Source organism: Streptomyces sp. C, from assembly GCF_000158895.1.
GTDB classification, from domain to species: Bacteria; Actinomycetota; Actinomycetes; order Streptomycetales; family Streptomycetaceae; genus Streptomyces; species Streptomyces racemochromogenes.
In genome coordinates this window covers 5,416,676-5,440,666 of the sequence record NZ_GG657750.1, presented here as the reverse complement: position 1 = coordinate 5,440,666, position 23,991 = coordinate 5,416,676, and the positions used below count along the sequence as shown (strand labels likewise).

The 23,991-nt window shown below is 71.6% G+C and carries 19 protein-coding genes; 8 read left to right on the top strand and 11 right to left on the bottom strand.

Annotation, left to right across the window (positions count from 1 at the left end):
* On the top strand, positions 1-2,302 hold a 2,302-nt coding region (gene glgB, locus SSNG_RS24765), incomplete at its 5' end, for a 1,4-alpha-glucan branching enzyme (protein ID WP_347232466.1).
* Here glgB and SSNG_RS24760 read toward each other — a convergent pair.
* Positions 2,292-2,642, bottom strand: a complete 351-nt coding sequence (locus tag SSNG_RS24760) for a thioredoxin domain-containing protein (RefSeq protein ID WP_007266650.1) — start codon at positions 2,640-2,642, stop codon at positions 2,292-2,294. The two genes, glgB and SSNG_RS24760, sit on opposite strands and share 11 nt — an antisense overlap.
* Positions 2,643-2,714: 72 nt before the next feature.
* Positions 2,715-3,104 carry a MerR family transcriptional regulator gene (locus SSNG_RS24755; protein WP_007266649.1) on the bottom strand — a complete coding sequence of 130 codons (390 nt, stop codon included), beginning with the start codon at positions 3,102-3,104 and terminating at the stop codon, positions 2,715-2,717.
* 340 nt (positions 3,105-3,444) lie between these two features.
* Between SSNG_RS24755 and SSNG_RS24750 the strand changes: the two genes are divergently transcribed.
* Entirely contained in the window at positions 3,445-4,125 is a 681-nt protein-coding gene (locus SSNG_RS24750) for a helix-turn-helix domain-containing protein (protein ID WP_125596472.1), read from the top strand.
* Between the two features lie 75 nt (positions 4,126-4,200).
* Here the strand turns inward: SSNG_RS24750 and SSNG_RS24745 are convergent, their stop codons facing one another.
* Positions 4,201-5,226, bottom strand: a complete 1,026-nt coding sequence (locus tag SSNG_RS24745) for an ATP-dependent 6-phosphofructokinase (protein ID WP_007266647.1) — start codon at positions 5,224-5,226, stop codon at positions 4,201-4,203.
* Positions 5,227-5,450: 224 nt separating this feature from the next.
* On the opposite strand from SSNG_RS24745, the gene pta reads away from it, so the two are divergent.
* The 5 genes from pta (at position 5,451) to SSNG_RS24720 (ending at position 14,773) form a co-directional block, all read left to right on the top strand.
* Entirely contained in the window at positions 5,451-7,538 is a 2,088-nt protein-coding gene (pta, locus tag SSNG_RS24740; protein WP_007266646.1) for a phosphate acetyltransferase, read from the top strand.
* 35 nt (positions 7,539-7,573) lie between these two features.
* Complete coding sequence (locus SSNG_RS24735; RefSeq protein WP_007266645.1) at positions 7,574-8,788, top strand: acetate kinase; 1,215 nt, start codon at positions 7,574-7,576, stop codon at positions 8,786-8,788.
* Between the two features lie 61 nt (positions 8,789-8,849).
* A complete protein-coding gene (gene pyk / locus SSNG_RS24730) occupies positions 8,850-10,280 on the top strand; it encodes a pyruvate kinase (protein ID WP_007266644.1) in 1,431 nt (476 codons plus the stop codon).
* A gap of 325 nt (positions 10,281-10,605) precedes the next feature.
* Positions 10,606-14,442 carry a hypothetical protein gene (locus tag SSNG_RS44075; RefSeq protein WP_007266643.1) on the top strand — a complete coding sequence of 1,279 codons (3,837 nt, stop codon included), beginning with the start codon at positions 10,606-10,608 and terminating at the stop codon, positions 14,440-14,442.
* A complete protein-coding gene (locus SSNG_RS24720; RefSeq protein WP_007266642.1) occupies positions 14,435-14,773 on the top strand; it encodes a hypothetical protein in 339 nt (112 codons plus the stop codon). The genes SSNG_RS44075 and SSNG_RS24720 overlap by 8 nt, the downstream gene beginning before the upstream one ends.
* Positions 14,774-14,834: 61 nt before the next feature.
* Here SSNG_RS24720 and SSNG_RS24715 read toward each other — a convergent pair whose 3' ends face one another.
* The 4 genes from SSNG_RS24715 to SSNG_RS24700 all read right to left on the bottom strand — a co-directional run bounded on the left by SSNG_RS24715 (position 14,835) and on the right by SSNG_RS24700 (position 19,043).
* Positions 14,835-16,148, bottom strand: coding sequence for a hypothetical protein (locus SSNG_RS24715; RefSeq protein WP_007266641.1), 1,314 nt, complete (start codon positions 16,146-16,148; stop codon positions 14,835-14,837).
* Positions 16,138-16,689, bottom strand: coding sequence for a DUF6114 domain-containing protein (locus SSNG_RS24710; protein ID WP_007266640.1), 552 nt, complete (start codon positions 16,687-16,689; stop codon positions 16,138-16,140). Before SSNG_RS24710 ends, SSNG_RS24715 begins: the two co-directional genes overlap by 11 nt.
* Before the next feature lie 107 nt (positions 16,690-16,796).
* The gene (locus tag SSNG_RS24705) at positions 16,797-17,444 is read right to left on the bottom strand and encodes a DUF6230 family protein (protein ID WP_007266639.1); all 648 of its coding nucleotides are present in this window, start codon (positions 17,442-17,444) and stop codon (positions 16,797-16,799) included.
* Between the two features lie 606 nt (positions 17,445-18,050).
* A complete protein-coding gene (locus tag SSNG_RS24700) occupies positions 18,051-19,043 on the bottom strand; it encodes a tetratricopeptide repeat protein (RefSeq protein WP_128637133.1) in 993 nt (330 codons plus the stop codon).
* A 238-nt stretch (positions 19,044-19,281) separates the two neighbouring features.
* Here SSNG_RS24700 and SSNG_RS24695 point away from each other — a divergent pair, with 238 nt between their 5' ends.
* A complete protein-coding gene (locus SSNG_RS24695; RefSeq protein ID WP_007266636.1) occupies positions 19,282-19,920 on the top strand; it encodes a TetR/AcrR family transcriptional regulator in 639 nt (212 codons plus the stop codon).
* Positions 19,921-20,044: 124 nt separating this feature from the next.
* Here SSNG_RS24695 and SSNG_RS24690 read toward each other — a convergent pair whose 3' ends face one another.
* The 4 genes from SSNG_RS24690 to SSNG_RS24675 all read right to left on the bottom strand — a co-directional run.
* Entirely contained in the window at positions 20,045-21,745 is a 1,701-nt protein-coding gene (locus tag SSNG_RS24690; RefSeq protein ID WP_007266635.1) for a methylmalonyl-CoA mutase family protein, read from the bottom strand.
* 145 nt (positions 21,746-21,890) lie between these two features.
* Complete coding sequence (locus SSNG_RS24685) at positions 21,891-22,220, bottom strand: DUF3817 domain-containing protein (protein ID WP_007266634.1); 330 nt, start codon at positions 22,218-22,220, stop codon at positions 21,891-21,893.
* 87 nt (positions 22,221-22,307) lie between these two features.
* Positions 22,308-22,817, bottom strand: coding sequence for a MarR family transcriptional regulator (locus tag SSNG_RS24680; protein WP_007266633.1), 510 nt, complete (start codon positions 22,815-22,817; stop codon positions 22,308-22,310).
* A gap of 21 nt (positions 22,818-22,838) precedes the next feature.
* Positions 22,839-23,991: MFS transporter (locus tag SSNG_RS24675; protein ID WP_063749906.1), on the bottom strand; the 1,153-nt coding region annotated here is incomplete at its 5' end.

Below are 23,991 nucleotides of genomic sequence, written 5' to 3'. Positions count from 1 at the left end.
GGCCGCTCGCGTGAGCGCCGCACGACAGCCGGCACCGACCGTCCGCGAGGAAGCCGCAGCAGTCCCCGAACCCGAACCCGCGAAGCGGCCCCGCGCGCCACGCGCCCGCCGCGCCGCCCCGCCGCACGGCGTCCGGCCGGCGCCCGCGCTGGACGCGGGGGAACGGGCCCGGCTGCTGGAGGGCCGCCACCACGACCCGCACTCGGTGCTGGGCGCCCGCGCGCAGCGGGGCGGGGTGGCCTTCCGGGTGCTGCGTCCGTACGCGAAGGCCGTCACCATCGTGGCGAAGGGGCTGCGGGCCGAGCTCTTCGACGACGGGGACGGGCTGTTCTCCGGGCTGCTGCCGCTGACCGGGGTGCCGGACTACCGGCTCCTGGTGACGTACGAGAGCGACGAGGTCGAGGTCCACGACCCGTACCGGTTCCTGCCCGCCCTCGGGGAGCTGGACCTGCACCTGATCGGCGAGGGCCGCCACGAGGAGCTGTGGACGGCGCTGGGCGCCCGGCCGATGGAGCACCAGGGCGTCGCCGGCACGCGCTTCACGGTGTGGGCGCCGAACGCCCTGGGGGTGCGGGTCACCGGGGACTTCTCGTACTGGGACTCGGTGGCCTACCCGATGCGCTCGCTCGGGGCGAGCGGGGTGTGGGAGCTGTTCCTGCCGGGCGTCGGCGAGGGCACCCTGTACAAGTACGACATCACCCGCCCGGACGGCAGCCACACCCTGCGCGCCGACCCGATGGCGCAGTACGCGGAGGTCCCGCCGGCGAACGCCTCGGTGGTCACGGCCTCGCGGTTCGTGTGGCAGGACGCCGAGTGGATGGCCACGCGCGGTGCCCGCGCCCCGCACCAGGCGCCGCTGTCGGTGTACGAGCTGCACCTGGCGTCCTGGCGGCCGGGGCTCACGTACCGGCAGCTGGCCGACCAGCTGCCGGCGTACGTGAAGGAACTCGGCTTCACGCACGTGGAGTTCATGCCGGTCGCCGAGCACCCCTTCGGCGGGTCCTGGGGCTACCAGGTCACCGGCTTCTACGCGCCGACCTCGCGGATGGGCACCCCGGACGACTTCCGGTTGCTGGTGGACTCGCTGCACCGGGCCGGGATCGGGGTGATCGTCGACTGGGTGCCGGCGCACTTCCCGCGCGACGACTGGGCGCTCGCCGAGTTCGACGGGCGGCCCCTGTACGAGCACCAGGACCCGCGCCGGGCCGCGCACCCGGACTGGGGGACGCTGGAGTTCGACTACGGGCGCAAGGAGGTCCGCAACTTCCTGGTGGCCAACGCCGTCTACTGGTGCCAGGAGTTCCACGTGGACGGGCTGCGCGTGGACGCGGTGGCCTCGATGCTGTACCTGGACTACTCGCGCGGCGAGGGCGACTGGTCGCCGAACGAGCACGGCGGCCGGGAGGACCTGGACGCCGTGGCGCTGCTCCAGGAGATGAACGCGGTGGTCTACCGGCGCTGTCCGGGGGTGGTGACGATCGCTGAGGAGTCGACGGCCTGGAACGGGGTCACGCGGCCGACGGACTCGGGCGGGCTGGGCTTCGGCCTGAAGTGGAACATGGGCTGGATGCACGACACGCTGCGGTACGTGTCGAAGGAGCCGGTGCACCGCAAGTACCACCACCACGACATGACCTTCGGGATGGTGTACGCGTTCAGCGAGAACTACGTGCTGCCGATCTCGCACGACGAGGTGGTGCACGGAAAGCGCTCGCTGGTGTCGAAGATGCCGGGCGACTGGTGGCAGCAGCGGGCCACGCACCGCGCGTACCTGGGCTTCATGTGGGCCCACCCGGGCAAGCAGCTGCTCTTCATGGGGCAGGAGTTCGCGCAGGGCTCGGAGTGGTCGGAGGCGTACGGGCCGGACTGGTGGCTGCTGGACTCCTCCTATCCGGCGGCCGGCGACCACCGGGGGGTGCGGGACCTGGTGCGCGACCTGAACCGCGCGTACACGGCGGCTCCCGCGCTGTGGGAGCGGGACGCGGTACCGGAGGGGTTCGCGTGGGTGGAGGCGGACGCCGCCGAGGACAACGTGTTCGCGTTCCTGCGGTACGCGCAGGACGGCTCGCAGCTGCTGTGCGTGTCGAACTTCTCCCCCGTGGTCCGGCACGGCTACCGGCTCGGGGTGCCGGAGGAGGTGCCGCTGTGGCGGGAGGTCCTCAACACCGACCGGGAGGAGTACGGCGGGAGCGGCGTCCACCACGGCCGGCCGCTGCGCCCGGAGCCGGTTCCGGCCCAGGGGCGGGCGGCGAGCCTGCGGATGACGCTCCCGCCGATGGCGACGGTCTGGCTCAGGCCGTGACGGGGGCGAGCGCCTCGTCGAGCTCCTGAAGCAGCCGGCGCTTGGGGCGGGCGCCGACGATCTGCCGGACGGGCTCGCCGTCGCGGAAGAGGAGCATGGTCGGCATGGACAGCACCCCGTAGCGCGTGACGGTGCCGGGGTTGCTGTCCGCGTCGATCTGGACGACCGTGAGGCGGTCCGCCCGCTCGGCGGCCACGGCGGAGAGCACCGGGGCGAGCTGGCGGCACGGGCCGCACCAGTCCGCGGTGAACTCCACCAGGACGGGCCGGCCCCGTTCGGCCAGCACCCGCGCCTCGAAGTCGGCGTCGGTCACTTCGGCCACACCCTTGGCGTGGATCATTTGCGTTCCCCTCTCGTCTGCCGGCCCTCTTCGGCCGGCCCTCTTCGGCCGGCCCTCTTCGGCCGGTTCGCTTCAGCCGGTCATCTCGCAGCGCGGCACGGCGTCCCCGGCGGCCTCCTCGGCCGCCGCCAGCTGGCGGGCGACCTGGTCTCGGACGTCGGCGAGCTGGCCGATCAGGCCGTCCAGCTCGGCCAGCTTGCGGCGGTAGACCGCGAGCGAGGCCGGGCAGGCGTCCCCGGCCGGGTGGCCGGCGCGCAGGCATTCGACGAACGGCCGGGTCTCCTCCAGTTCGAAGCCGAAGTCCTGGAGGGTCCTGATCTGGCGCAGCAGGCGCAGGTCGTCCTCGTCGTAGTCGCGGTAGCCGTTGCCGGTCCGCCGGGCCGTGAGCAGTCCGCGTGATTCGTAGTACCTGAGCGTCCGGGTGCTGGTCCCGGCCCGCCTCGCCAGTTCGCCGATGCGCATGGCCCGACCGTATTCCTTGACGCCGACGTCAAGGGAAGGGCGGGGCCCTCGCCACCCCCGTATGCGAGGGCCCCCGACATGGATCACGGACGGCGGGCCGGACCGGTTCACGTCATGTGACCGGGATCACTCTTCGGGTCTCCCGGGTCACCTGAAATGGAGTGGCCTGATCCGTACGCTGGCCCCACGCCCACAAATGGATCTTCCTATGGCCCGATTACCGGACAGTCGCCGGGAAAACCGCCCAAAGTCATGAACTCCATAGGACTTTCCTACGAGTTATGGGCTTGTTTGAATAGTCTGTAGTCGTCGAAGGTTGGCCACTCCTACCGTGTGCCCTGTGCACTCCAGCCCCCCTTTCAATGCCCCCGCCGCGCGTCGCCTGCGCGCGGCCCTGGGCATGGCGCCCGGTCACGTCGCCTACGGCCTGCGGGCCCAGTACGGACTGCTCGTCGCACCAGAGACCGTGATGGCCTGGGAGCGGGGCGAGCAGTCGCCCACCTCCGCCGAGCTCACGGCCCTCGCCGGCGTGCTCTGGTGCTCCCCCGGGGAGCTGCTGGCCGAGCCCGTCACCCTGCGGGAGCACCGCATCGCCCGGGGCCTGGACCCCGAGGACCTGGCCCGCCGGATCGGGGTCGAGGGGAACGCGTACCGGAAGATGGAGGAGAGCGGGCGCTGGAAGGGCAACGAACGCCAGTCCGCCGCCCTCGCCTCGGTGCTCGGCCTGAGCCTGGCGCAGTTCGTGACGGCCACCGGCAAGCACGAGGAGCTCGCCGACCTGCTGCGCAGCGCGGCGACCACCCGCTGGCAGGCCTACGTGAAACCGCTGGGCAAGCTGCTGCCGGTGCCCAAGGCCCACCTGGAGCGGGTCCTGGAGCACCTCTACAACGACTACCAGTCGCGGATGGTGGCCACCCTCGGCTGGGGCGGCGCCGAGGGCGCGGCCGGCACCGGCGACGCGGGGCGGGAGTTCCTCGCGGAGATCACGGACCGCTTCTGGGCCCTGGCCGGCGGCGCCTGACGCGCCGCGCCGCGCCGGGGCCGTCCGGCGGGGAACCGGGGACGTCCGCCCCGGCGGGACGGGCCGTTCGCCCGGTCAGAAGACGGACTCGGCCTCGTACATCCGGTGCTCGGGGACGGTCTTGAGCTCGGTGACGGCCTCGGCCAGCGGGGCCATCACGATGTCGGTGCCGCGCAGGGCGGTCATGTTGCCGAACGCCCCGCGGTGCACGGCCTCGACGGCGTGCCAGCCGAAGCGGGTGGCGAGGACGCGGTCGTAGGCGGTGGGGACGCCGCCGCGCTGGACGTGGCCCAGGATGACCGGCCGGGCCTCCTTGCCGAGGCGGTGCTCCAGCTCGATGGCCAGCCGGTTGCCGATGCCGGCGAAGCGCTCGTGGCCGTACTGGTCGATGGCGCCCTTCTCGTAGGGCATGGAGCCGGCGGCCGGGTGCGCGCCCTCGGCGACGCAGATCACGGCGAACTTCTTCCCGCGGGCGAACCGTTCCTCCACCATCTTCACCAGGGCGTCCACCTCGAAGGGGCGCTCGGGCAGGCAGATGCCGTGGGCGCCGCCCGCCATGCCGGACTCCAGGGCGATCCAGCCCGCGTGACGACCCATGACCTCGACCACCATCACGCGCTGGTGGGACTCGGCGGTGGTCTTGAGGCGGTCGATGGCCTCGGTGGCGACCGTGACGGCGGTGTCGAAGCCGAAGGTCCGGTCGGTGGAGGAGATGTCGTTGTCGATGGTCTTCGGTACGCCGACCACCGGCATCCCCGCGTCCGCGAGCATCCGGGCCGCCGTCAGGGTGCCCTCGCCGCCGATCGGGATCAGCGCGTCGATGCCGTAACGCAGCGCCAGCTCGTGGGCGTTCTCAGCGGCCTCGTGCAGCCGCGCGCGCTCCATGCGCGCCGAGCCGAGGATCGTGCCGCCGCGGGCCAGGATGCCGCTGACGGCGTTGATGTCGAGGGGGCGGTAGTGGCCGTCGAGGAGGCCCTTGAAGCCGTCCTCGAAGCCGATGACCTCGTCCCCGTGTCCGACCAGGGCACGGTGTACGACCGACCGGATGACAGCGTTCAGGCCCGGGCAGTCGCCGCCTGCGGTGAGAACTCCGATACGCATCGTGCTGTGTCTCCTGCCGTACATATGAAGGGCGTATTTGATGCCGCCTGTCCGATTGTTCCATGTTCCGGGAGGGGTGCGCGCTCGGCGCCGCTCCACCCACCAGGCCTTTCGTCCCACCGGCCCGGACCTTTTCCCGGGGGCGCTGTATCCACTGGCGGAGGTATTGTCAAGAGGTCGAGGCACACCAATAAGACATCCACTGCATGGGACGGAGAGCACGCGTGACGCGCAGCGTGTACGTGACCGGTATCGAGCGGGGAGACGGCCGGCAGGTCGTCGAGCTGGGCATCATGGAGCTCCTGACCCGCCAGACGGGCCGGGTCGGCGTGTACCGCCCCCTGCTGCACGACGGGCCGGACCGGCTCTTCGACCTGCTGCGGGCCCGCTACCGGCTCGACCAGGACGCCGCGACGGCGTACGGCATGGAGTACCACGAGGCCTCCGCCATCCTCGCCGAGAAGGGCACCGACGAGCTGGTCTCCCGGCTCGTCGACCGCTACCACCGGGTGGCCCGGGACTACGAGGTCATGCTGGTGCTCGGCACCGACTACGCCGAGACCAACCTGCCCGACGAGCTCGCGCTGAACGCCCGCCTCGCCAACGAGCTGGGCGCGGTCGTCGTCCCCGTCCTCGGCGGCGCCAAGCAGCCCGCCGAGGCCGTGCGCGCCGAGGCGCGCAACGCCCACCGGGCCTACGAGAGCCTGGGCTGCCACGTCGTGGCGATGGTCGTCAACCGGGTGGCCCCCGAGGACCGCGACGCCATAGCCGAGCGGCTCGCCGCCCGCCTCCCCGTGCCCTGCTACGTCCTGCCCGACGACAAGAACCTGTCCGCCCCCACCGTCGCCCAGATCACCCGGGCGCTCGGCGGCGAGGTGCTCCTCGGCGACGACGCCGGCCTCGCCCGCGACGCCGTGGACTTCGTCTTCGGCGGCGCCATGCTGCCCAACTTCCTGAACGCCCTGACCCCCGGCTGCCTCGTCGTCACCCCCGGCGACCGGGCCGACCTGGTCGTGGGGGCGCTCGCCGCGCACGCCTCGGGCACCCCGCCGATCGCGGGCGTGCTGCTGACCCTGAACGAGCGCCCGTCCGCTGACGTCCTCACCCTGGCCTCGAAGCTCGCCCCCGGCACCCCGGTGGTCTCGGTGGCCGGCAACAGCTTCCCGACCGCCGCCGAACTCTTCTCGCTGCAGAGCCGGTTGAACTCCGCGACCCCGCGCAAGCTGGAGACCGCGCTCGGCCTCTTCGAGCGGCACGTGGACACCGCCGAACTGCGCGGGCTGCTGTCGGTGGCCCGCTCGGAGCGCGTCACCCCGATGATGTTCGAGCACGAGCTGCTGGAGCGGGCCCGTTCCGAGCGGCGCCGCGTGGTGCTGCCCGAGGGAACCGAGGAGCGGGTGCTGCGCGCCGCGGACGTCGTGCTGCGCCGGGGGGTGTGCGACCTGACCCTGCTGGGCGAGGAGCAGGCCATCCTGAAGAAGGCCGGCGACCTGGGCGTCGACATCTCGGCCGCGCAGCTGATCGACCCGGCGACCTCCCCCCTGCGGGAACGATTCGCCGAGTACTACGCCAAGGCCCGCGCGCACAAGGGCATGACCGTCGAGCTGGCCCACGACGTGGTCACCGACGTCAACTACTTCGGCACCCTGATGGTCCAGGAGGGCCTGGCCGACGGCATGGTCTCCGGCTCGGTGCACTCCACCGCCGCCACCATCCGCCCCGCCTTCGAGATCATCAAGACCAAGCCCGAGGCCTCGATCGTCTCCTCCGTCTTCTTCATGTGCCTGGCCGACCAGGTCCTCGTCTACGGCGACTGCGCCGTCAACCCGGACCCCGACGCCGCCCAGCTGGCCGACATCGCCGTGCAGTCGGCGGCCACGGCCGCGGCCTTCGGCGTCGACCCCCGGATCGCGATGCTCTCGTACTCCACGGGCACCTCCGGCTCCGGCGCGGACGTGGAGAAGGTCCGCAAGGCCACCGAGGCCGTCCGCGCGCAGCGTCCCGACCTGCTCATCGAGGGCCCCATCCAGTACGACGCCGCCGTGGAGCCCTCGGTCGCCGCGACCAAGCTGCCCGGCTCCGAGGTGGCCGGCCGGGCGAGCGTGCTGATCTTCCCGGACCTGAACACGGGCAACAACACGTACAAGGCGGTGCAGCGTTCGGCCGGCGCCGTCGCGGTCGGCCCGGTGCTCCAGGGCCTGCGCAAGCCGGTCAACGACCTCTCGCGCGGCGCGCTCGTCCAGGACATCGTCACCACCGTGGCGATCACCGCGATCCAGGCGCAGTCGCAGTCCCGGCCCCAGGCCCAGTGATCCCCCCGCCCCACCCGAAGGAGAGACCCCCCACCGTGACCGCAACGCGCGTACTCGTCCTCAACTCCGGCTCCTCGTCGGTGAAGTACCAGCTGCTCGACATGGCCGACCGCTCCCGCCTCGCCGCCGGCCTGGTGGAGCGCATCGGCGAGGAGACCTCCCGCCTCGTGCACGAACCGTTCACCGGGGCGGGTGCCGAGGGCGGCAGGCGCGAGCGGCTCGGCCCGATCGCCGACCACGGCGCGGCCCTGCGGGCGGTCGCGGCGGAGCTGGCGGCCGACGGGCTGGGCCTGGACTCCCCCGAACTCGCGGCCGTGGGCCACCGGGTGGTGCACGGCGGGACCCGCTTCACGCGGCCGACGGTCATCGACGACGAGGTGCTCGCGGAGATCCGCAGCCTGATCCCGCTGGCCCCGCTGCACAACCCGGCGAACGTGACCGGCATCGAGGTGGCGCGCGAGCTGCGCGGGGACCTGCCGCAGGTGGCCGTCTTCGACACCGCCTTCCACTCGACGATGCCGGAGCACGTGGCCCGGTACGCGATCGACGCGGCGACCGCCGAGAAGTACGCCATCCGGCGGTACGGCTTCCACGGCACCTCCCACGCCTACGTCTCGCGCACGGCGGCCGCGCTGCTGGGCAAGCCGGTGGAGGACGTGAACGTCATCGTCCTGCACCTGGGCAACGGCGCCTCCGCCTCGGCCGTGCGGGGCGGGGTCTGCGTGGAGACCTCCATGGGCCTGACCCCGCTGGAGGGCCTGGTCATGGGGACCCGCTCCGGCGACCTGGACCCGGCCGTGATCTTCCACCTGGCGCGGGTGGGCGGTCTCTCCGTCGACGAGATCGACTCGCTGCTCAACAAGAAGAGCGGTCTGCTGGGTCTGTGCGGCGACAACGACATGCGCGAGGTGACGCGGCGCGCGGGCGAGGGCGACGAGGCGGCCCGGCTCGCGCTGGCGGCCTACGTCCACCGTCTGAAGAAGTACATCGGCGCGTACACGGCGGTCCTGGGACGGGTGGACGCGGTGGTGTTCACGGCGGGCGTCGGCGAGAACGCCTCCGCCGTGCGGGAGGCCGCGATCGCCGGCCTGGAGGAGCTGGGCCTCGCGCTGGACCTGGAGGCGAACGCCGCGCGCTCCCCGGAGCCCCGGCTGATCTCCCCGGACTACGCGCGGGTGGCGGTGGCGGTGGTCCCCACGGATGAGGAACTGGAGATCGCCTCCCAGGCGTACGCGTTGGTTACCCAGTAGTCACTTGGACTTTCCGCCAGACGGAATATTCCGCTACGAAACAAACGGATAGGATCCGGTCATGCGCCGTTCCAAAATCGTCTGCACGCTGGGCCCCGCCGTCGACTCGTATGAGCAGCTGAAAGCACTCATCGAGGCAGGTATGAACGTGGCCCGATTCAACTTCAGCCACGGGTCCCAGGCAGAACACCAGGAGCGGTACGACCGCGTCCGGAAGGTCTCCGAGGACACCGGGCGCGCGGTCGGCGTCCTCGCCGACCTCCAGGGCCCCAAGATCCGCCTGGAGACCTTCGCCGAGGGTCCCGTCGAGCTGGTGCGCGGTGACGAGTTCACCATCACCACCGAGGACGTCCCCGGCGACAAGTCCATCTGCGGCACCACCTACAAGGGCCTCCCGGGCGACGTCGCCAAGGGTGACCAGATCCTGATCAACGACGGCAACGTCGAGCTCCGGGTGACCGAGGTCGACGGCCCGCGGGTCAGGACCATCGTCATCGAGGGCGGTGTCATCTCGGACCACAAGGGCATCAACCTGCCGGGTGCCGCCGTGAACGTCCCCGCCCTGTCGGAGAAGGACGTCGACGACCTGCGCTTCGCCCTCCGCATGGGCTGCGACATGGTCGCCCTCTCCTTCGTCCGCGACGCCAACGACGTCAAGGACGTCCACCGCGTCATGGACGAGGAGGGCCGCCGGGTCCCCGTCATCGCCAAGGTGGAGAAGCCCCAGGCCGTCGAGAACATGGAGGCCGTCGTCGCGGCCTTCGACGCGGTCATGGTGGCCCGCGGCGACCTGGCCGTCGAGTACCCGCTCGAAAAGGTCCCGATGGTCCAGAAGCGGCTCATCGAGATGTGCCGCCGCAACGCCAAGCCGGTGATCGTCGCGACCCAGATGATGGAGTCGATGATCACCAACTCCCGCCCGACCCGCGCGGAGGCGTCCGACGTCGCCAACGCCATCCTCGACGGCGCCGACGCGGTCATGCTCTCCGCCGAGTCCTCGGTGGGCGCCTACCCGATCGAGACCGTCAAGACGATGTCGAAGATCGTCACGGCGGCCGAGGAGGAGCTCCTCTCCAAGGGCCTCCAGCCGCTGGTCCCGGGCAAGAAGCCGCGCACCCAGGGCGGCTCCGTCGCCCGCGCGGCCTGCGAGATCGCGGACTTCCTCGACGGCAAGGCCCTGGTCGCCTTCACCCAGTCCGGCGACACCGCCCGCCGCCTGTCGCGCTACCGCGCCACGCAGCCGATCCTGGCGTTCACGACGGACGTGAACACCCGCAACCAGCTCACCCTGAGCTGGGGCGTCGAGTCGGCCGTCGTCCCGCACGCCGACAGCACCGACGCGATGGTCGACCTGGTGGACGGCGAGGTCCTGAAGCTCCAGCGCTTCAACCCGGGCGACACCATGATCATCACGGCCGGCTCGCCCCCCGGCGTCCCGGGCACGACCAACATGGTCCGCGTCCACCACCTGGGCGGCGGCACCCCCGCCTGACAGCCCGACTCTGCCGCACAGAGACCGAGGGCGGCATCCCGGACTTCCGGGGTGCCGCCCTCGGTGTTTTCCGTTGCCTGTGGCTACCGGCCGGTAGTTCCGGCCGAAACCACGCTGTCGTGGCCGAAAACGCACTACCGGCGGTAACCCGATCGTGAAACGCTCGAACCGCCTTGGGGGAAGGCAAACGGGGTTGTGCACCTGACCCGTGCACAGGGGGAAAGACCATCTCTGCTCCGCCGTGCCGCCATACGCGGATCACGGCCGTACGTACGCGCGCCTTCCTTCGGGCTGACCAAAACCCCTGAAGACAGGCAACAAGCACGTGCAACGAACCACATTCCTGCGGAGCAGGAGTCGCGCCTCCCGCGACGCCCTGCGGCGCGGACTGGCAGGCACCGCCCTGCTCACCGCCTCCGCGGTCCTCGTCGGCCTGATCCAGGCCGCACCCGCCGGCGCGGTCGAGGTCCCGCCGGACACCGACCCGCCCTACCGCCCGATCAGCCTCGGCGAGCAGGCCCGCCTCGACCGCTGTGCGGGCGGTTTCGCCCTGCACATCGGCGGCCCCGAGATGAAGAAGACGGCCGCCAAGGCCCTCACCGGGACCCCCGCCGAACTGGCCACCGCGACCGACCTCGCCACCGGGATGTACCCGCTGGACCAGGCCCGGATCAAGGACCGCGACTCGTACGAGGGCTCCCCGGTGGCCTCGGCCGAGCGGCGGGAGCGCTGGGAGAAGGCCAACTACCCGTACTGGAAGTCCGGCACCGGCGCGGGCGTCGACCAGTACGCCCCCAAGTTCGACAAGGACGTCGTCGCCTTCACCCTGGGCCCCCAGCGGGACCTGTACAACCAGTTGGGCTCCGACGCCCACGCCGTGCCCTCGAAGGCCGCCCTCGACAAGGCCAAGGCTCTCGCCGCCGAGCTCAAGGGCAAGGACGCGAACCACGACTTCGTCACCGACTGGATGCTGAAGGACGCGTCGAGCGGCAACTACCGAACGCCCACGGCGAGCGACATCGCCCGCTACCTACGGCTCGGCGGCTACATGGCCAAGGCCCCGGCCGAGGACTCGGTCGAGTTCCGTACCGAAGTCGAGGCGCTGAAGGTCGCCTGGGGCGCGTGCGACAGCCGCAACCCTCTCGACTTCTACCGGGTCATGTCCCCGATCGTCGTCACTGCGCACCTGGAGTGGGAGAAGGAGTACGCCGCACAGGCGAAGCCGCGCGCCGAGATCGTCAACGCCGAGGTCGCGGCCGCGGCCGAGGTGCGCGAGTCCACCGAGGCCATGATCGAGGCGCTGGGCCAGGCGTGGCTGGCCGACCAGATCCTGACCTGGCAGAAGTACTGGGCCGGTCGGCCGGCCAACGACTCGGGCCGCCCCGCCGCGGCCGTGTTCACCCAGGCCACCAAGGACCTGACCACGGCACGCACCAAGGCCGCCGAGCAGGCGAAGAAGGCGGCGGCCTCCGCCGCGTCCGCCAAGACGGCGTCCGAGAAGGCCGACACCGCGCAGGACGCGGCGTGGGCCATCGCCGACGCCGCCAAGACCCCGCGGGGCCGGGGCCTGCTCTTCGCGCAGCAGTCCGTCCAGGTCGCGAAGGCCTCGGCCGCCGCCGCCCAGGCCGCGGCGAAGGCCGCCGAGACGGCGTCGAACGCCGCCAAGGCCACCGTCGCGGACAGCAACACCCTGTTCGCCCTGGCGCAGACCCAGTCGCACGCCCTGAACACCGAGTTCCGCCGCGTCGCCGCGCAGGAGGCCGCCGCCCAGGCGAAGGCCGCCGCCACGTCGGCGGCCGCCCAGGCCAAGGAGGCCGCGGAGAACGCCACCAAGGCGAAGACCGCACAGGCCACGGCGGAGGCCGCGCAGGAAACCGCCCGCAAGGCGGCGGACACGGCGAAGACGGAGCGCGCGATGGCCGAGAAGGAGAAGGCCACCGCCGTCAAGGAACGGCAGAACGCCGCCAACGAACGCGCGAAGGCCCAGGCGGCCGAGAAGCGCGCCGCGACGGAACGCGAGACCGCGGGCCGGGCGCGCACCGAGGCGGAGTCGCAGGCGAAGACCGCGAGCGACAACCTCGGGCTGGCCCTCGATGCCGAGGGAAAGGCCGCCGAGGCGCTGGAGAAGGCCGAGGCGGCCGAGGTCGAGAAGAACGCCACGGCGTCCCGTGCCGCGGCGCTGGAAGCCGCTGCCGCGGCAGCCGTCGGCACCCCCGCGGCCGCGGAAACCCGGGAGGCCGCGACCGCCGCTCGGGCCGCCGCGAACACGGCGGCCGGCGCCGCCGATCGTGCCCGTGCGGCGGCCGGTGAGGCATCGACCGCCGCCGTCAACGCACGTGCCGCGTCCACCCGCGCGGACGGCGCCGCCGAGCGCTCTCGTGCTTCCGCTGACAAGGCCTGGTCCGCGTACCAGACCAGCTTCGCCGCGTCCCTGACCTCCCACGCCGCAGCGGCCGACGCCATCGCGGCGGCCAACGCGGCCTCGGTCAACGCGACCAAGGCCGAGGCGGAGGCCAAGAAGGCCCAGGCCGCCTCGCTCCAGGCGAGCAAGGACGCCGCTGCCGCCCGCGCGGAATCGCTCAAGACGGCCGCGTGGGCCGCGGTGACCGCCGGTCACGCCTACGCCACCTCCCAGGCGGCCTCCGCCGCACGCGACTCGGCGGCCCAGGCCATCGCGCCGGCCAACACCGCCATCGCGATGGGTACCGCCTACCGCGAGACGGACTCCGCTGCCGCCTTCGCCGCGCTCGTCGGACAGTCGGCCAAGTCCCACGCCGAGCAGCTGGCGGCAGCAGCAACCGCGAAGGCCGAGGAGGCCACCAAGGCCGCCGCGGCCGCGAAGGCCCTGGCGGAGAAGGCCTCCGGCGACGCCAAGCTCGCCGCCCAGGCCGCCGCCGCGGCGGCCGCCGACACCGCGGCCGCACTGAAGTCGATGGCCGCCGCGCGCGCCTCGGCCGCGGAGGCCGCCCGTGCCGCCGACGCCGCCAAGAAGGCGGACGAGAAGACGAAGGAGTACAGCACCCAGGCGGGCACCGACGCGATGTTCGCGAAGAGCGCCTCGAAGGACGCCTCCGACGCCGCACTCGGCGCGAACGACGAGGCCACCGAGGCCGAGAAGAGCGCCGCCAACGCCCACGCCTCCGCCGACGCCGCCACCCGCGACGCGAGCGCCGCCGACGCGGCGGCCACCCAGTCGGAGAAGGACGCGACAGCCGCCGAAAAGGCCGCTGCGAACGCCAACCAGGACGCCAAGGAGGCCGACGCGGCCGCCGACCGCGCCGAGGAGGAGTTCCGCAAGGAACAGGAAGAACAGCGCAAGGCGCTCGTCGAGGCTCCCAAGCCCAGCACCGGCGCGGACCTCTCGAAGGACGAAGAGGCCCTGCTGCTCGCGAACTGCGGTCAGTCGTGCGTCGACGAGTTCCGTGCCGCCAAGGAGCTCGCCGGCAAGGACGTGCTCGACTGGGTGATCGAGATCGGCGGGCAGATCCTGCTCGACGAACTCGGTTACACCGACGCCAAGAAGTGCTTCGGACAGCGGGACGTCGAGAGCTGCCTCTGGACGCTCGTCAACGTCGTGATGGTCGGCGTCGCGGTGTCCAAGATCCCGGCCGTCGCCAAGGTGATCTACAAGGTGGGCAAGGGCGTCAACACCTTCCTGGACGGTCTCGACCGTGCCCGTTTCACCCTGGAGCGGATGCGGAAGCTGCTCGACACCCTCAAGAAGGGGCAGCCCGTCGCGGAGTGCCTCATCGGTGCGGCGAAGGGAACCGCACCGCAGGGCGTTGCCGCGAAGAGCGCGGGTCCGGGCCCCGCAGGCGCTCCGGCGGCCGGGCTCAACACCAAGGCAGCACCCCCGAAGATCTGCCTCACCAAGTCCTTCAAGGACATCCCGTACTTCCACAGGGTGCTGCAGGACTCCGCCAAGAACCAGGACGTGGCCAAGGACTTCAACAACCTCGAGGCCAAGCTCAGGAACGGCGTCACCCAGGGAGGAATCGGCTCCAGCAACCTGCAGGGAGCCAAGGGAGTCATGTACCTGCGGGCCAGCAACGGGGGGCGGGTGTTCTTCCGCCAGGTCGGCGACGGCTTCGATATCGTCGCGATGACGGACAAGAAGCACGAGCGCGACGTCATCAAGGAATTGAAGAAGCTGTATGGATGACGATCCCTTCCACATCGTGGATACGGCCCGGTTCTCCGTCACGTACGTCCTCGGAGACGATGACCGGCCCGAGACGGTCGAGAACACCGACGCGATCATCACGGCGCCGGACGGCAAGCAGTGGAGCGCCACGCTGCTGACCCTCGCCGAGATCGCCAGGATCATGGACCGCTGGTCCGCCACCGGTGAGTGCGCCGACGGTTCCTACCTGCAGGTGCGGGATCTGGTGGTCGTCCGCGAGCCCGGCGTGGAGGCCATGACCCGGGCGCTGGTGGACATCTTCGACGAGTACGGCATGGACACCAGGGTCCTGCCCCGGCTCGACGACTGAGCACCGCAGGCACGGCTGAGGCCCGCTCCCTCCCGGGGAGCGGGCCTCAGTGCGTGCGGGACTACTTCTCCGCCGGGCCGATGTAGTTCTTCAGGCCCGGGACGGTGAGGTTGCCGCCGAACTGGCCGGCCTGGACGACCTTGACCTTCGTGAAGAAGGCGAAGGGGACGTTCACGGGTGGCGGGGTCTTCGGGGTGAACTCGACCGGGATGAGCCCGAAGAGGTTGCCCTTGAGGCTCTCCGTGTACATCGTGACCTTGGCGCCGCGGATCGTGGACGTGGAGCCCGGGCGCGACTTGAGGTGGGCGATGTTGGGGCCCTTGCCGACCGTCTGGTACAGGTCCTTGATGTCCAGCGAGTCCGCCGTGAACTTCAGGACCTTCTTGACCTTGCCGCCCGCCGTCTTCACCTCCACGATGCCCTCGTAGTCGAGGCCGTAGAGGGTCAGCAGCGAGCTGTCCAGGTACCAGGGCTCGTCCGGCAGGAGCGGGATGCCGCCCTCCAGCTTGGCGTTGGCGAAGGCCTCGGCGTCGAAGGTCGGGCAGGGGAAGGGCTGCTTCCCGTCCGGGTCCGTCGTCGCCGACGTGCTCGGGGAAGGGCTCGGCGAGGCGCCGTCGGCGTCCTTCTCCGCGTCCTTGGCCGCCTTGCCCGTCTCGTCCTTCGGCTTGGTGGCCGTGTCCTTGACGCTCTGCGGGAGCTCCTCGACCTTGACCCCGGCCTTCTTCGCGGCGTCGCGGATCGCGTCGGCGGAGGGGTCCTTCGTCGGGGTGGTCGTGGTCGTGCTGGGCGCGGGCGCCGGGGTGGCCGGCTGCTTCGCGTCCTGGAGGGGCTTGCCGAGGCCGTCCACGAGGCCCTTGAGGGCGTCGCCGACGCCCAGCGGGTCCAGCGGGTTCGCCGGCTTGGCGGACGGGGCCGACGCCGACGGGGACGGGGAGGTGCCCGTCTTCGGGGTCTGGGGCTGCTTGGGAGCGGACGTGGAGGCCGAGGCCGACGGGCTCGCCGACGGCTTCGGGGCCTTGCTCGCACCCGGGGACGGGCTCGCACCGGGTGAGGCGGAGGCCGAGGGGGACGGGGACGCGGATGTGGACGTGGACGGCGTGGGAGTCGGCGAGGCCGGCTTCGTGGGCTCGTCGGACCGGGTCACGCACGGACCGGGCGCGAAGGGGATGTCCTTCTCGTCGGCCAGCGCCATCTTCGGGGCGATGCCCATCCCGACGAGGACCGCCGTCGGCATCGCCGCGAGCGCCATCGTCTTGCCGACGGGTATCTGGATCTTGTTCAGCAGCGATTTCCTGGGCGCCGCGTGGCGCGGGCCCCTTCTCTCACGGGACTCTGCGCCTGGGGCCACGCCCCGCTGCGTCTCGTCACCCCGCACTGTTCCTCCCGCCATCGGCGTATCCAGTCGTCTCGGTCGCGTACGCCGTTTCCGTGTCACGGGGGCCGGGGACGCCGTAGAACGGGTCCGCGGGCGGCACCTCGGTCGCCTCGGTCTGCTCCGGCTCGTCCTCCGCCGGGACGCCCGGCGCCCAGGCCAGCGCGAGGCACCCGCCGACCATGGCGGTGAGGAAGCCGATGAAGAAGCCGCCGAGGTTGGACTTCGGGATCGACACCAGGGCCAGGAGGATCGCCGCGACGCCCGCGAAGACCCGGATGCCCTGCTGGAACCAGAGGCCTATGCCCAGCGTGATCAGCAGGCCGCCCAGGATCAGCGAGACGGATCCGGACGTCGTCGCCATCGCGAGGGTGACGTTGGCCAGTCGGATGTCCGCGAACGGGAAGTAGATGATCGGTACTCCGCCGAGGAGCGTGAACAGTCCGGCCCAGAAGGGGCGGTTACCACGCCAGGCACGGAAGCGGAGGCGCATGACAGTGAGCCAGTGATCGTCTGCGGCGTGAACCGGGGCCTGGGGGTTCATGGACAACAGCTCCCTGGAAACGGTGGTACGGAGAACTCTGTGGAGCCCGGACGGGCGCCCGGCCGCTGGGCCGCCCGCCCGTCCGGTCAGTCACACACGGGACGGGACTACTTCTCGTCCTGGTAGCACGGCTTGTCACCGCTGAGCAGGCGGAGCTTGAGGTCGGGCAGCGTGAAGGTGCCCGCCGTCGTCGCCCACGCCTTCTGGCGGACGTTCGTCAGCGTGGCCTTCTTGGCCCGCTGCGAGAACAGGCCGCCGTCCGCCACCGTGCCGGGGACCGGCTTGGTGGCGTGGCTGCCGTCGCCCACCGCGACACCGATGTCGAGCTGCTCGAACTTGGCGTCCGCGTCCAGCTCGGCGACGTCGAGGTAGATGTTCTCCGCGACGGCCGGCTTGCCCTTGTTGCCCGTGTGCAGCTGCAGGGTGATGGCGCCGAGGCCCGGCACCGGGGTCACCAGCGACTGGCACATGTTGGTGATCTCGGCGCGGCTGAAGCCGGAGATCGTGACCGGGTGCTTGGTCTTCTTGTTGGGGTCGCCCAGCGTCGCGCCCTCGGCCACGCTGCCGTACTGGATCAGGTTGTCACCGACGAGCGAGTCGGCCGACACCTTGAAGTCCTGGCCCGACACGCTGAAGGACGCCGCGAGGGCACCCTGCGCCAGACCCACACCGACCGCGGCGGTGGCCGCGATGCTCGGCACCATGACGAGCGCGAAGCGCTTCCATCTGGTCCCGCCACGAACCTGGGAAATCATCTTGTTCCTCCTTCTCGGACGTACATCTCCGGTCCGGGCCGGGAGGCCCGTCCTGGGATGGGAGAAGTGCTACGTCCTCGGGAAGGAGCGCAGGCGGCCGAGCCGCGGCGCAGCCGCGTCCGATACACCGGCGTTCACCCCCGAGCGACAACCACTGGGCCACGCGTTCGCGCAACCTGGAGGACAGGCCCTGCCGGTGCGGCAGGGACCCCCCTGTCCACGGCCGGTGCCACTGTCACCGGCCGGCCCGGTGGGGACCCTCCGCCGCGGTTCCGGGTGAGCGGTTCTGCGGGAAGGACCGAGCGTCGCCGATCGTGGTGCATTCCAGGCCGGGGCACAAGGGGGTTCGTTACTGGCGGGTAACGGCTGGATAACCGGAGTCTTGCCCGGCGGCATCGCACGGCCACACAGGGTGTCACCCTGGGCCACGACAGAAGGGGTGAAGAGCGAACCAACCGGACAGTTCACGGGGTTCGATTTACTGCGAGTAACAGCGGCCGCGATTGCCAAGTTTTGGCAAAACGCGGCCGCTGTTTATCTCCGTGTCAACAAATCGCCGGTGGCGGCAGACGCCACCGGAGCGCGGCTGGATACGGCCGGATACGGCTAGAACAGCACGCGCGCCAGCGCCGTACGGGCCTGCGAGACCCGCGGGTCGTCAGCGCCGATCACCTCGAACAGCTCCAGCAGCCGGACCCGTACCGCGTCCCGGTCGTCACCGAAGGTCACCCTGACCGTGTCCACCAGACGCCCGAAGGCGTCGGCCACGTGGCCGCCCGCGAGGTCCAGGTCGGCCGCGGCCATCTGCGCGGCCGGGTCCTTCGGGTTCGCGGCCGCCTCGGCGCGCACCGTCTGCGGGTCCATGTGCTGCACCCGGGACAGCAGCTCGGCCTGGGCCAGGCCCAGCTTCGCCTCCGTGTTCGCCGGGTCGTCGGACAGTACGTTCTTGTACGCCTGCACCGCGCCGGCCAGGTCACCCGCGTCCAGCGCGGCGACGGCCGCCTCCAGCAGCGCGTCGTACGGACCGGCCGGAGCCGCGGCGGGGGCCGCCGGAGCACCCTCGGCGCCGGGGTCGACCTGGAGGCCGACGAGCCCGAAGCGCTCCTCGGCGACCTGGACCAGCTGGGCCAGGGTCTCGCGGATCTGCTGCTCGGGCGCCACGCCCTGGAACAGCGGCAGCACCTGGCCGGCGACCACGGCGAACACCGCCGGGATGCCCTGGATGCCGAACTGCTGCATCAGCATCTGGTTGGCGTCGACGTCGATCTTCGCCAGTACGAAACGGCCGTTGGCCTCGACGGCGAGGCGCTCCAGCAGCGGGCCGAGCTGCTTGCACGGCTCGCACCACTCGGCCCAGAAGTCGAGGACGACCGGAACCTCGTTGGAGAGCTGGAGCACGTCGCGCTCGAAGCCCGCCTCGGATACGTCGAAAACGAGGGCGGACGGCGGTACGGCGCCGCCGGGCGCGCTGCCCGCGCTGCCGCCGGCCTGCCGGGCCGCCTCGTTGCGCGCCTGCTCGGCCTTGGCCTTGGCTTCGCCGGCCGCCTTCACAGCGGCGAGGTCGACCACGCCGCTCATGGACATGTTTCTGGGCTGCATGCGTACATCCTCCCCCTTGTGCGCGCGCCGACGAAAAGGATCCCGAAAGATCGTCCTGCGTTGTGCGTTATTCGTTTGGTCGGCGCCGGGTCCCCACCTGGCGCCAGTAGCTTCGCGTGGTTGTCGCTCTTACGCTACGAGCCGTAGCGTAACTCCCCCGGCGCCCGCGCGCCCCGTGATCTGAACCACAGCGAACAGCCCCCCGCCGGTTCCGCTACCGGCGGGTATGGTCTCGGCCATGCGCAACCCCAGCCCCGGTGTCAGCTCCCCGCACGGCCGTACCGGCCGGCCCCGCAGCGCGGCCGCCGACACCGCGATCCTCGCGGCGACCCGGGACGCGCTGGTGGAGCTGGGCTGGTCGAAGCTGACGATGGGGGACGTCTCCGCCCGCGCCGGGGTCGCCAAGACCACCCTCTACCGGCGCTGGGCGGGCAAGAACGAGCTGGTCGTTGACGCCGTCGCGGAGCTGTTCGACGAGCTGGAGCTGCCGGACCGGGGCTCGCTCGAAGCCGACATCGAGGACGTGGTGCTCCAGTTCGCGCGGCTGCTGCGGCGCCCGGAGGCCCGTACGGCCCTGATGGCGGTGGTCGCGGAGTCCACCCGGGACGAGGCGCTGCGGGACCGGATCCGGTCGGCGATCGTGGACCGGCAGAAACGTCTCGTCGTACTGGGCCGCGAACGGGCCCAGGCCCGGGGCGAGCTCCCGCCCGAGGAGGACGAGGGCCTGGCCCGCCACACCACGGACCTGATCTTCGACGTGATCGCGGGCACGGTGGTGCACCGGGCTCTGGTGAGCTGCGAGCCGGTGGACGAACTGTGGGCGGGCTCCTTCACCGCCCTCCTGATGCACGGCCTCCAGGGCGCGGCCCGCTCCTGAGCGGAAAACGGGACACGGGAAACGGGAAACGGGGAACAGGGAACGGGAAAGCGGGAAGGCCGGTCGTGCCCGCCGCCGCGGGGGCGGGCACGACCGGCCTTCCGCCGGACTTCGGGGGCCGGGCCTAGAAGCCGGGCGGCTCGGTGTAGACGCCCCACTCGTCGCGCAGGACGTTGCAGATCTCGCCGAGCGTGGCCTCGGCGCGCACCGCGTCCAGCATGGCCGGGATCATGTTCGACCCGTCCCGGGCGGCGTCCAGCATCGCCTTCAGCGCGGCCGTCACCTTGGCGTCGTCGCGGCGCTCCTTGCGCGCGGCCAGGACGCGGACCTGCTCGCGCTCCACCTCGTGGCTGACGCGCAGGATCTCCAGGTCGCCGGTGACGGAGCCGTGGTGGACGTTGACACCGACGACCCGCTTGTCGCCCTTCTCAAGGGAGCGCTGGTACTGGAAGGCCGACTCGGCGATCTCGCCGGTGAACCAGCCGTCCTCGATGCCGCGCAGGATGCCGGAGGTGATCGGCCCGATGGGGTGCCGGCCGTCCGGGTGGGCGCGCAGGCCGCGCTCCTTGATCTGCTCGAAGATCTTCTCGGCGTCGGCCTCGATGCGGTCGGTGAGCTGCTCCACGTACCAGGAACCGCCCAGCGGGTCGGCGACGTTGGCGACGCCGGTCTCCTCCATCAGCACCTGCTGCGTGCGCAGCGCGATCTCGGCGGCCTGCTCGCTGGGGAGGGCGAGGGTCTCGTCGAGGGCGTTGGTGTGCAGGGAGTTGGTGCCGCCGAGGACGGCCGCGAGGGCCTCGACCGCGGTGCGCACGACGTTGTTGTACGGCTGCTGCGCGGTGAGGGAGACGCCGGCGGTCTGGGTGTGGAAGCGCAGCCACATGGCCTTGTCCGACTTCGCCCCGTAGACCTCCTTCATCCAGCGGGCCCAGATGCGGCGGGCGGCGCGGAACTTGGCGATCTCCTCGAAGAAGTCGAGGTGCGCGTCGAAGAAGAAGGAGAGGCCGGAGGCGAAGTGGTCGACGTCCAGGCCGCGGGAGAGGCCGAGTTCCACGTAGCCGAAGCCGTCGGCCAGGGTGTAGGCGAGCTCCTGCGCGGCCGTCGCCCCGGCCTCGCGGATGTGGTAGCCGGAGACGGAGAGCGGCTTGTAGGCGGGGATGCCGTTCGCGCAGTACTCCATGAGGTCGCCGATGAGGCGCAGGTGCGGCTCGGGTTCGAAGAGCCACTCCTTCTGGGCGATGTACTCCTTGAAGATGTCGGTCTGGAGCGTGCCGTTGAGCACGGCCGGGTCGACGCCCTGGCGCTCGGCGGCGACCAGGTACATGCAGAAGGCGGGCACGGCGGGGCCGCTGATGGTCATGGAGGTGGTGACGTCGCCGAGCGGGATGTCCTTGAAGAGGACCTCCATGTCGGCGGCGGAGTCTATGGCGACGCCGCAGTGGCCGACCTCGCCGAGCGAGCGCGGGTCGTCGGAGTCGCGCCCCATCAGGGTCGGCATGTCGAAGGCGACGGAGAGGCCGCCGCCGCCGGCGGCCAGGATCATCTTGTAGCGCTCGTTGGTCTGCTCGGCGTTGCCGAAGCCGGCGAACTGCCGGATGGTCCAGGTCCGGCCGCGGTAGCCGGTGGCGTGCAGACCCCGGGTGAAGGGGTACTCCCCCGGCCAGCCGATGCGCTCGAACCCCTCGTAGGAGTCGCCGGGGCGGGGCCCGTAGACGGGGTCGACGTCATCTCCGGAGAGCGTCGTGAAATCGGCCTCGCGCTTGCGGGCCTTGTCGTAACGGGCCTGCCAGCGGCGGCGGCCCTCCTCGATGGCGTCAGCGTCCATACCCACGAATTTACTAGGACGTCCTAGTAAATGTCGATGGCAAACCCCCGGAGAGTCTCCCCGGGGGTGTCCGGATCGGGTCGGATCCGGTTGGATCCGGTGGATCCGGTGGATCCGGTCGGTTCCAGTTGGACCCGAGCGCCGCTCAGGCCTCGGCGGTCGCCATGCCGTCGGTGACCAGCGGCTCGACCTCGGCGCGGATGCCGCGCTCGACGAAGAAGGCGGCCAGCGGGATGGTCCCCGAGACCAGCACCCACAGCAGCTTGCCGAACGGCCACTTGGCCTTGGAGCCCAGGTCGAAGGCGAAGACCAGGTAGATCATGAAGAGCACGCCGTGGACCTGCGAGACCGCGAGGGTCAGGCCGGCGCCGGTGTCGAAGCCGTACTTCGCCACCATGCAGGCGCAGAGGATCAGGAGCATGACCGCGGTCACGTAGGCCATGACGCGGTAGCGGGTCAGCACGCTTCGTTTCATGCCGTCGAGCCTAACCGTCCGTTTTGCGCGATCTTGACGCGGGCCCGTCGTCGGTCCCGTCGTCGGGCCCGCCCGCGGGCGCGGGGCTCACTTCTCCTCGAAGTCCGCGGCGGCCACCCGCAGCGGGCGGAGCAGTGCGAAGATCTCCGCACACTCCTCCGAGTCGTACACCCCGAGGCCGAAGTCGATCGCCATCAGGTCCTTCGTCGCCGCCTCGACCACCTCGCGGCCCTTCGCCGTGATCGACGCGAGCGTGCCGCGGCCGTCCTGCGGGTTGGGCCGCTTGTCGACCAGGCCGGACTTCACGAGCCGGTCCACGGTGTTCGTCACCGAGGTCGGGTGGACCATCAACCGCTCGCCGATCTTCGACATCGGCAGCTCGCCCGCCTGGGAGAAGGTGAGCAGCACGAGCGCCTCGTACCGGGCGAAGGTCAGCCCGTACGGCTTCACCACCGCGTCGACCTCGGCCAGCAGGATCTGGTGCGCGCGCATGATGGAGGTGATCGCCGCCATGGACGGCACGGGACCCCAGCGCTGACGCCAGAGCTCGTCGGCGCGGGCGATGGGGTCGAAGGGGAGGCTGAGCGGCTTGGGCATCCACCAGACCCTACCGGGCGGTCATTTCACCGCGAGCCCCGTCTCATTCCTCGACCGCCGCACCTCGGCCAGGAGCAGTACGACGACCCCGCTGCCGAGCGCACCCGACCCGGCGACCACGACGTGCGCCGGGAGGAACTCGGCGGCGGCACCGGCGAGGGCCATGCCGACCCCCTGGAGGGTCATCAGGCCCGTGCTCAGCAGGGTCATCGCCCGTCCGCGCAGCTCGTCGGGCACGGCGTCCACGTACATCCGGTCCAACCCGAGGGTGTAGGCGTGCGCCAGCCCGGCGAACAGCAGCGCCGCCAGGACCACGGCCGGGCCGGGGCGGCCGGCGAACAGCAGGAGCGGGAGCGGGGAGACGGCGGCCAGCGGCGCCGTGATCCGCGAACGCGTTCGGGCGGTGAGCGCCGACCCCGCCCAGAGTTCACCCGCGACGGTGCCGACGGGCAGCGCGCACATCAGCACCCCGAGGGTGACGGTCCCGGCGCCGACGTCCTCGGTGTACGGGGCGAGCAGCGCCTCCGGCACGACGGCGAAGGCGGGCGGCAGCCAGCACAGCAGGGTGAGCGCCCGCAGCCGGCGCCCGCCCAGGACGGCCCGCAGCCCGCCGAGCGGGGACGTGCGCCCGGCGGCGGGGCCGGTGGCGGCGCGGGCGGGCCGGGCCCGGGTCCCCAGGCGCAGCAGCAGTGCCGAGGCCAGGAACCCGGCGGTGGTCAGCGCGATGGCCGCGCGCGGGGAGACGGCGGCCAGCAGCAGGCCGCCGAGGCCGAAACCGGCGAGCTGGGCGCTCTGCGCGACCATCCGCAGCAGCGAGCGGCCGAGCACGAAGGCCTCACCGGTCCCGAGGATCTCGGTGAGGGAGGCGCTGCGGGCGCCCTGGAAGAGGGGGGCCACGAAGGCCATGGCGCAGCGCAGGACGAGGATCCCCGCGACCGGCGTCCCCGGCCAGACCATGCCGGCCGCGCAGGCGGCGCACAGCAGGTCGCACCCGACGAGCACCCGCCGGGCGGGGTACCGGTCGGCGAGCGGGGCGAGCAGGGTGCCGCCGAGGGCGTACGGCAGGAAGCCGAGGGCGAAGGTGAGCGCGCTCATCAGGGGGGAGCCGGTGGCGCGGTAGACGAGGACGGTGAGGGAGATCTCGGCGACGACGACGCCGAGCAGGGACAGCAGG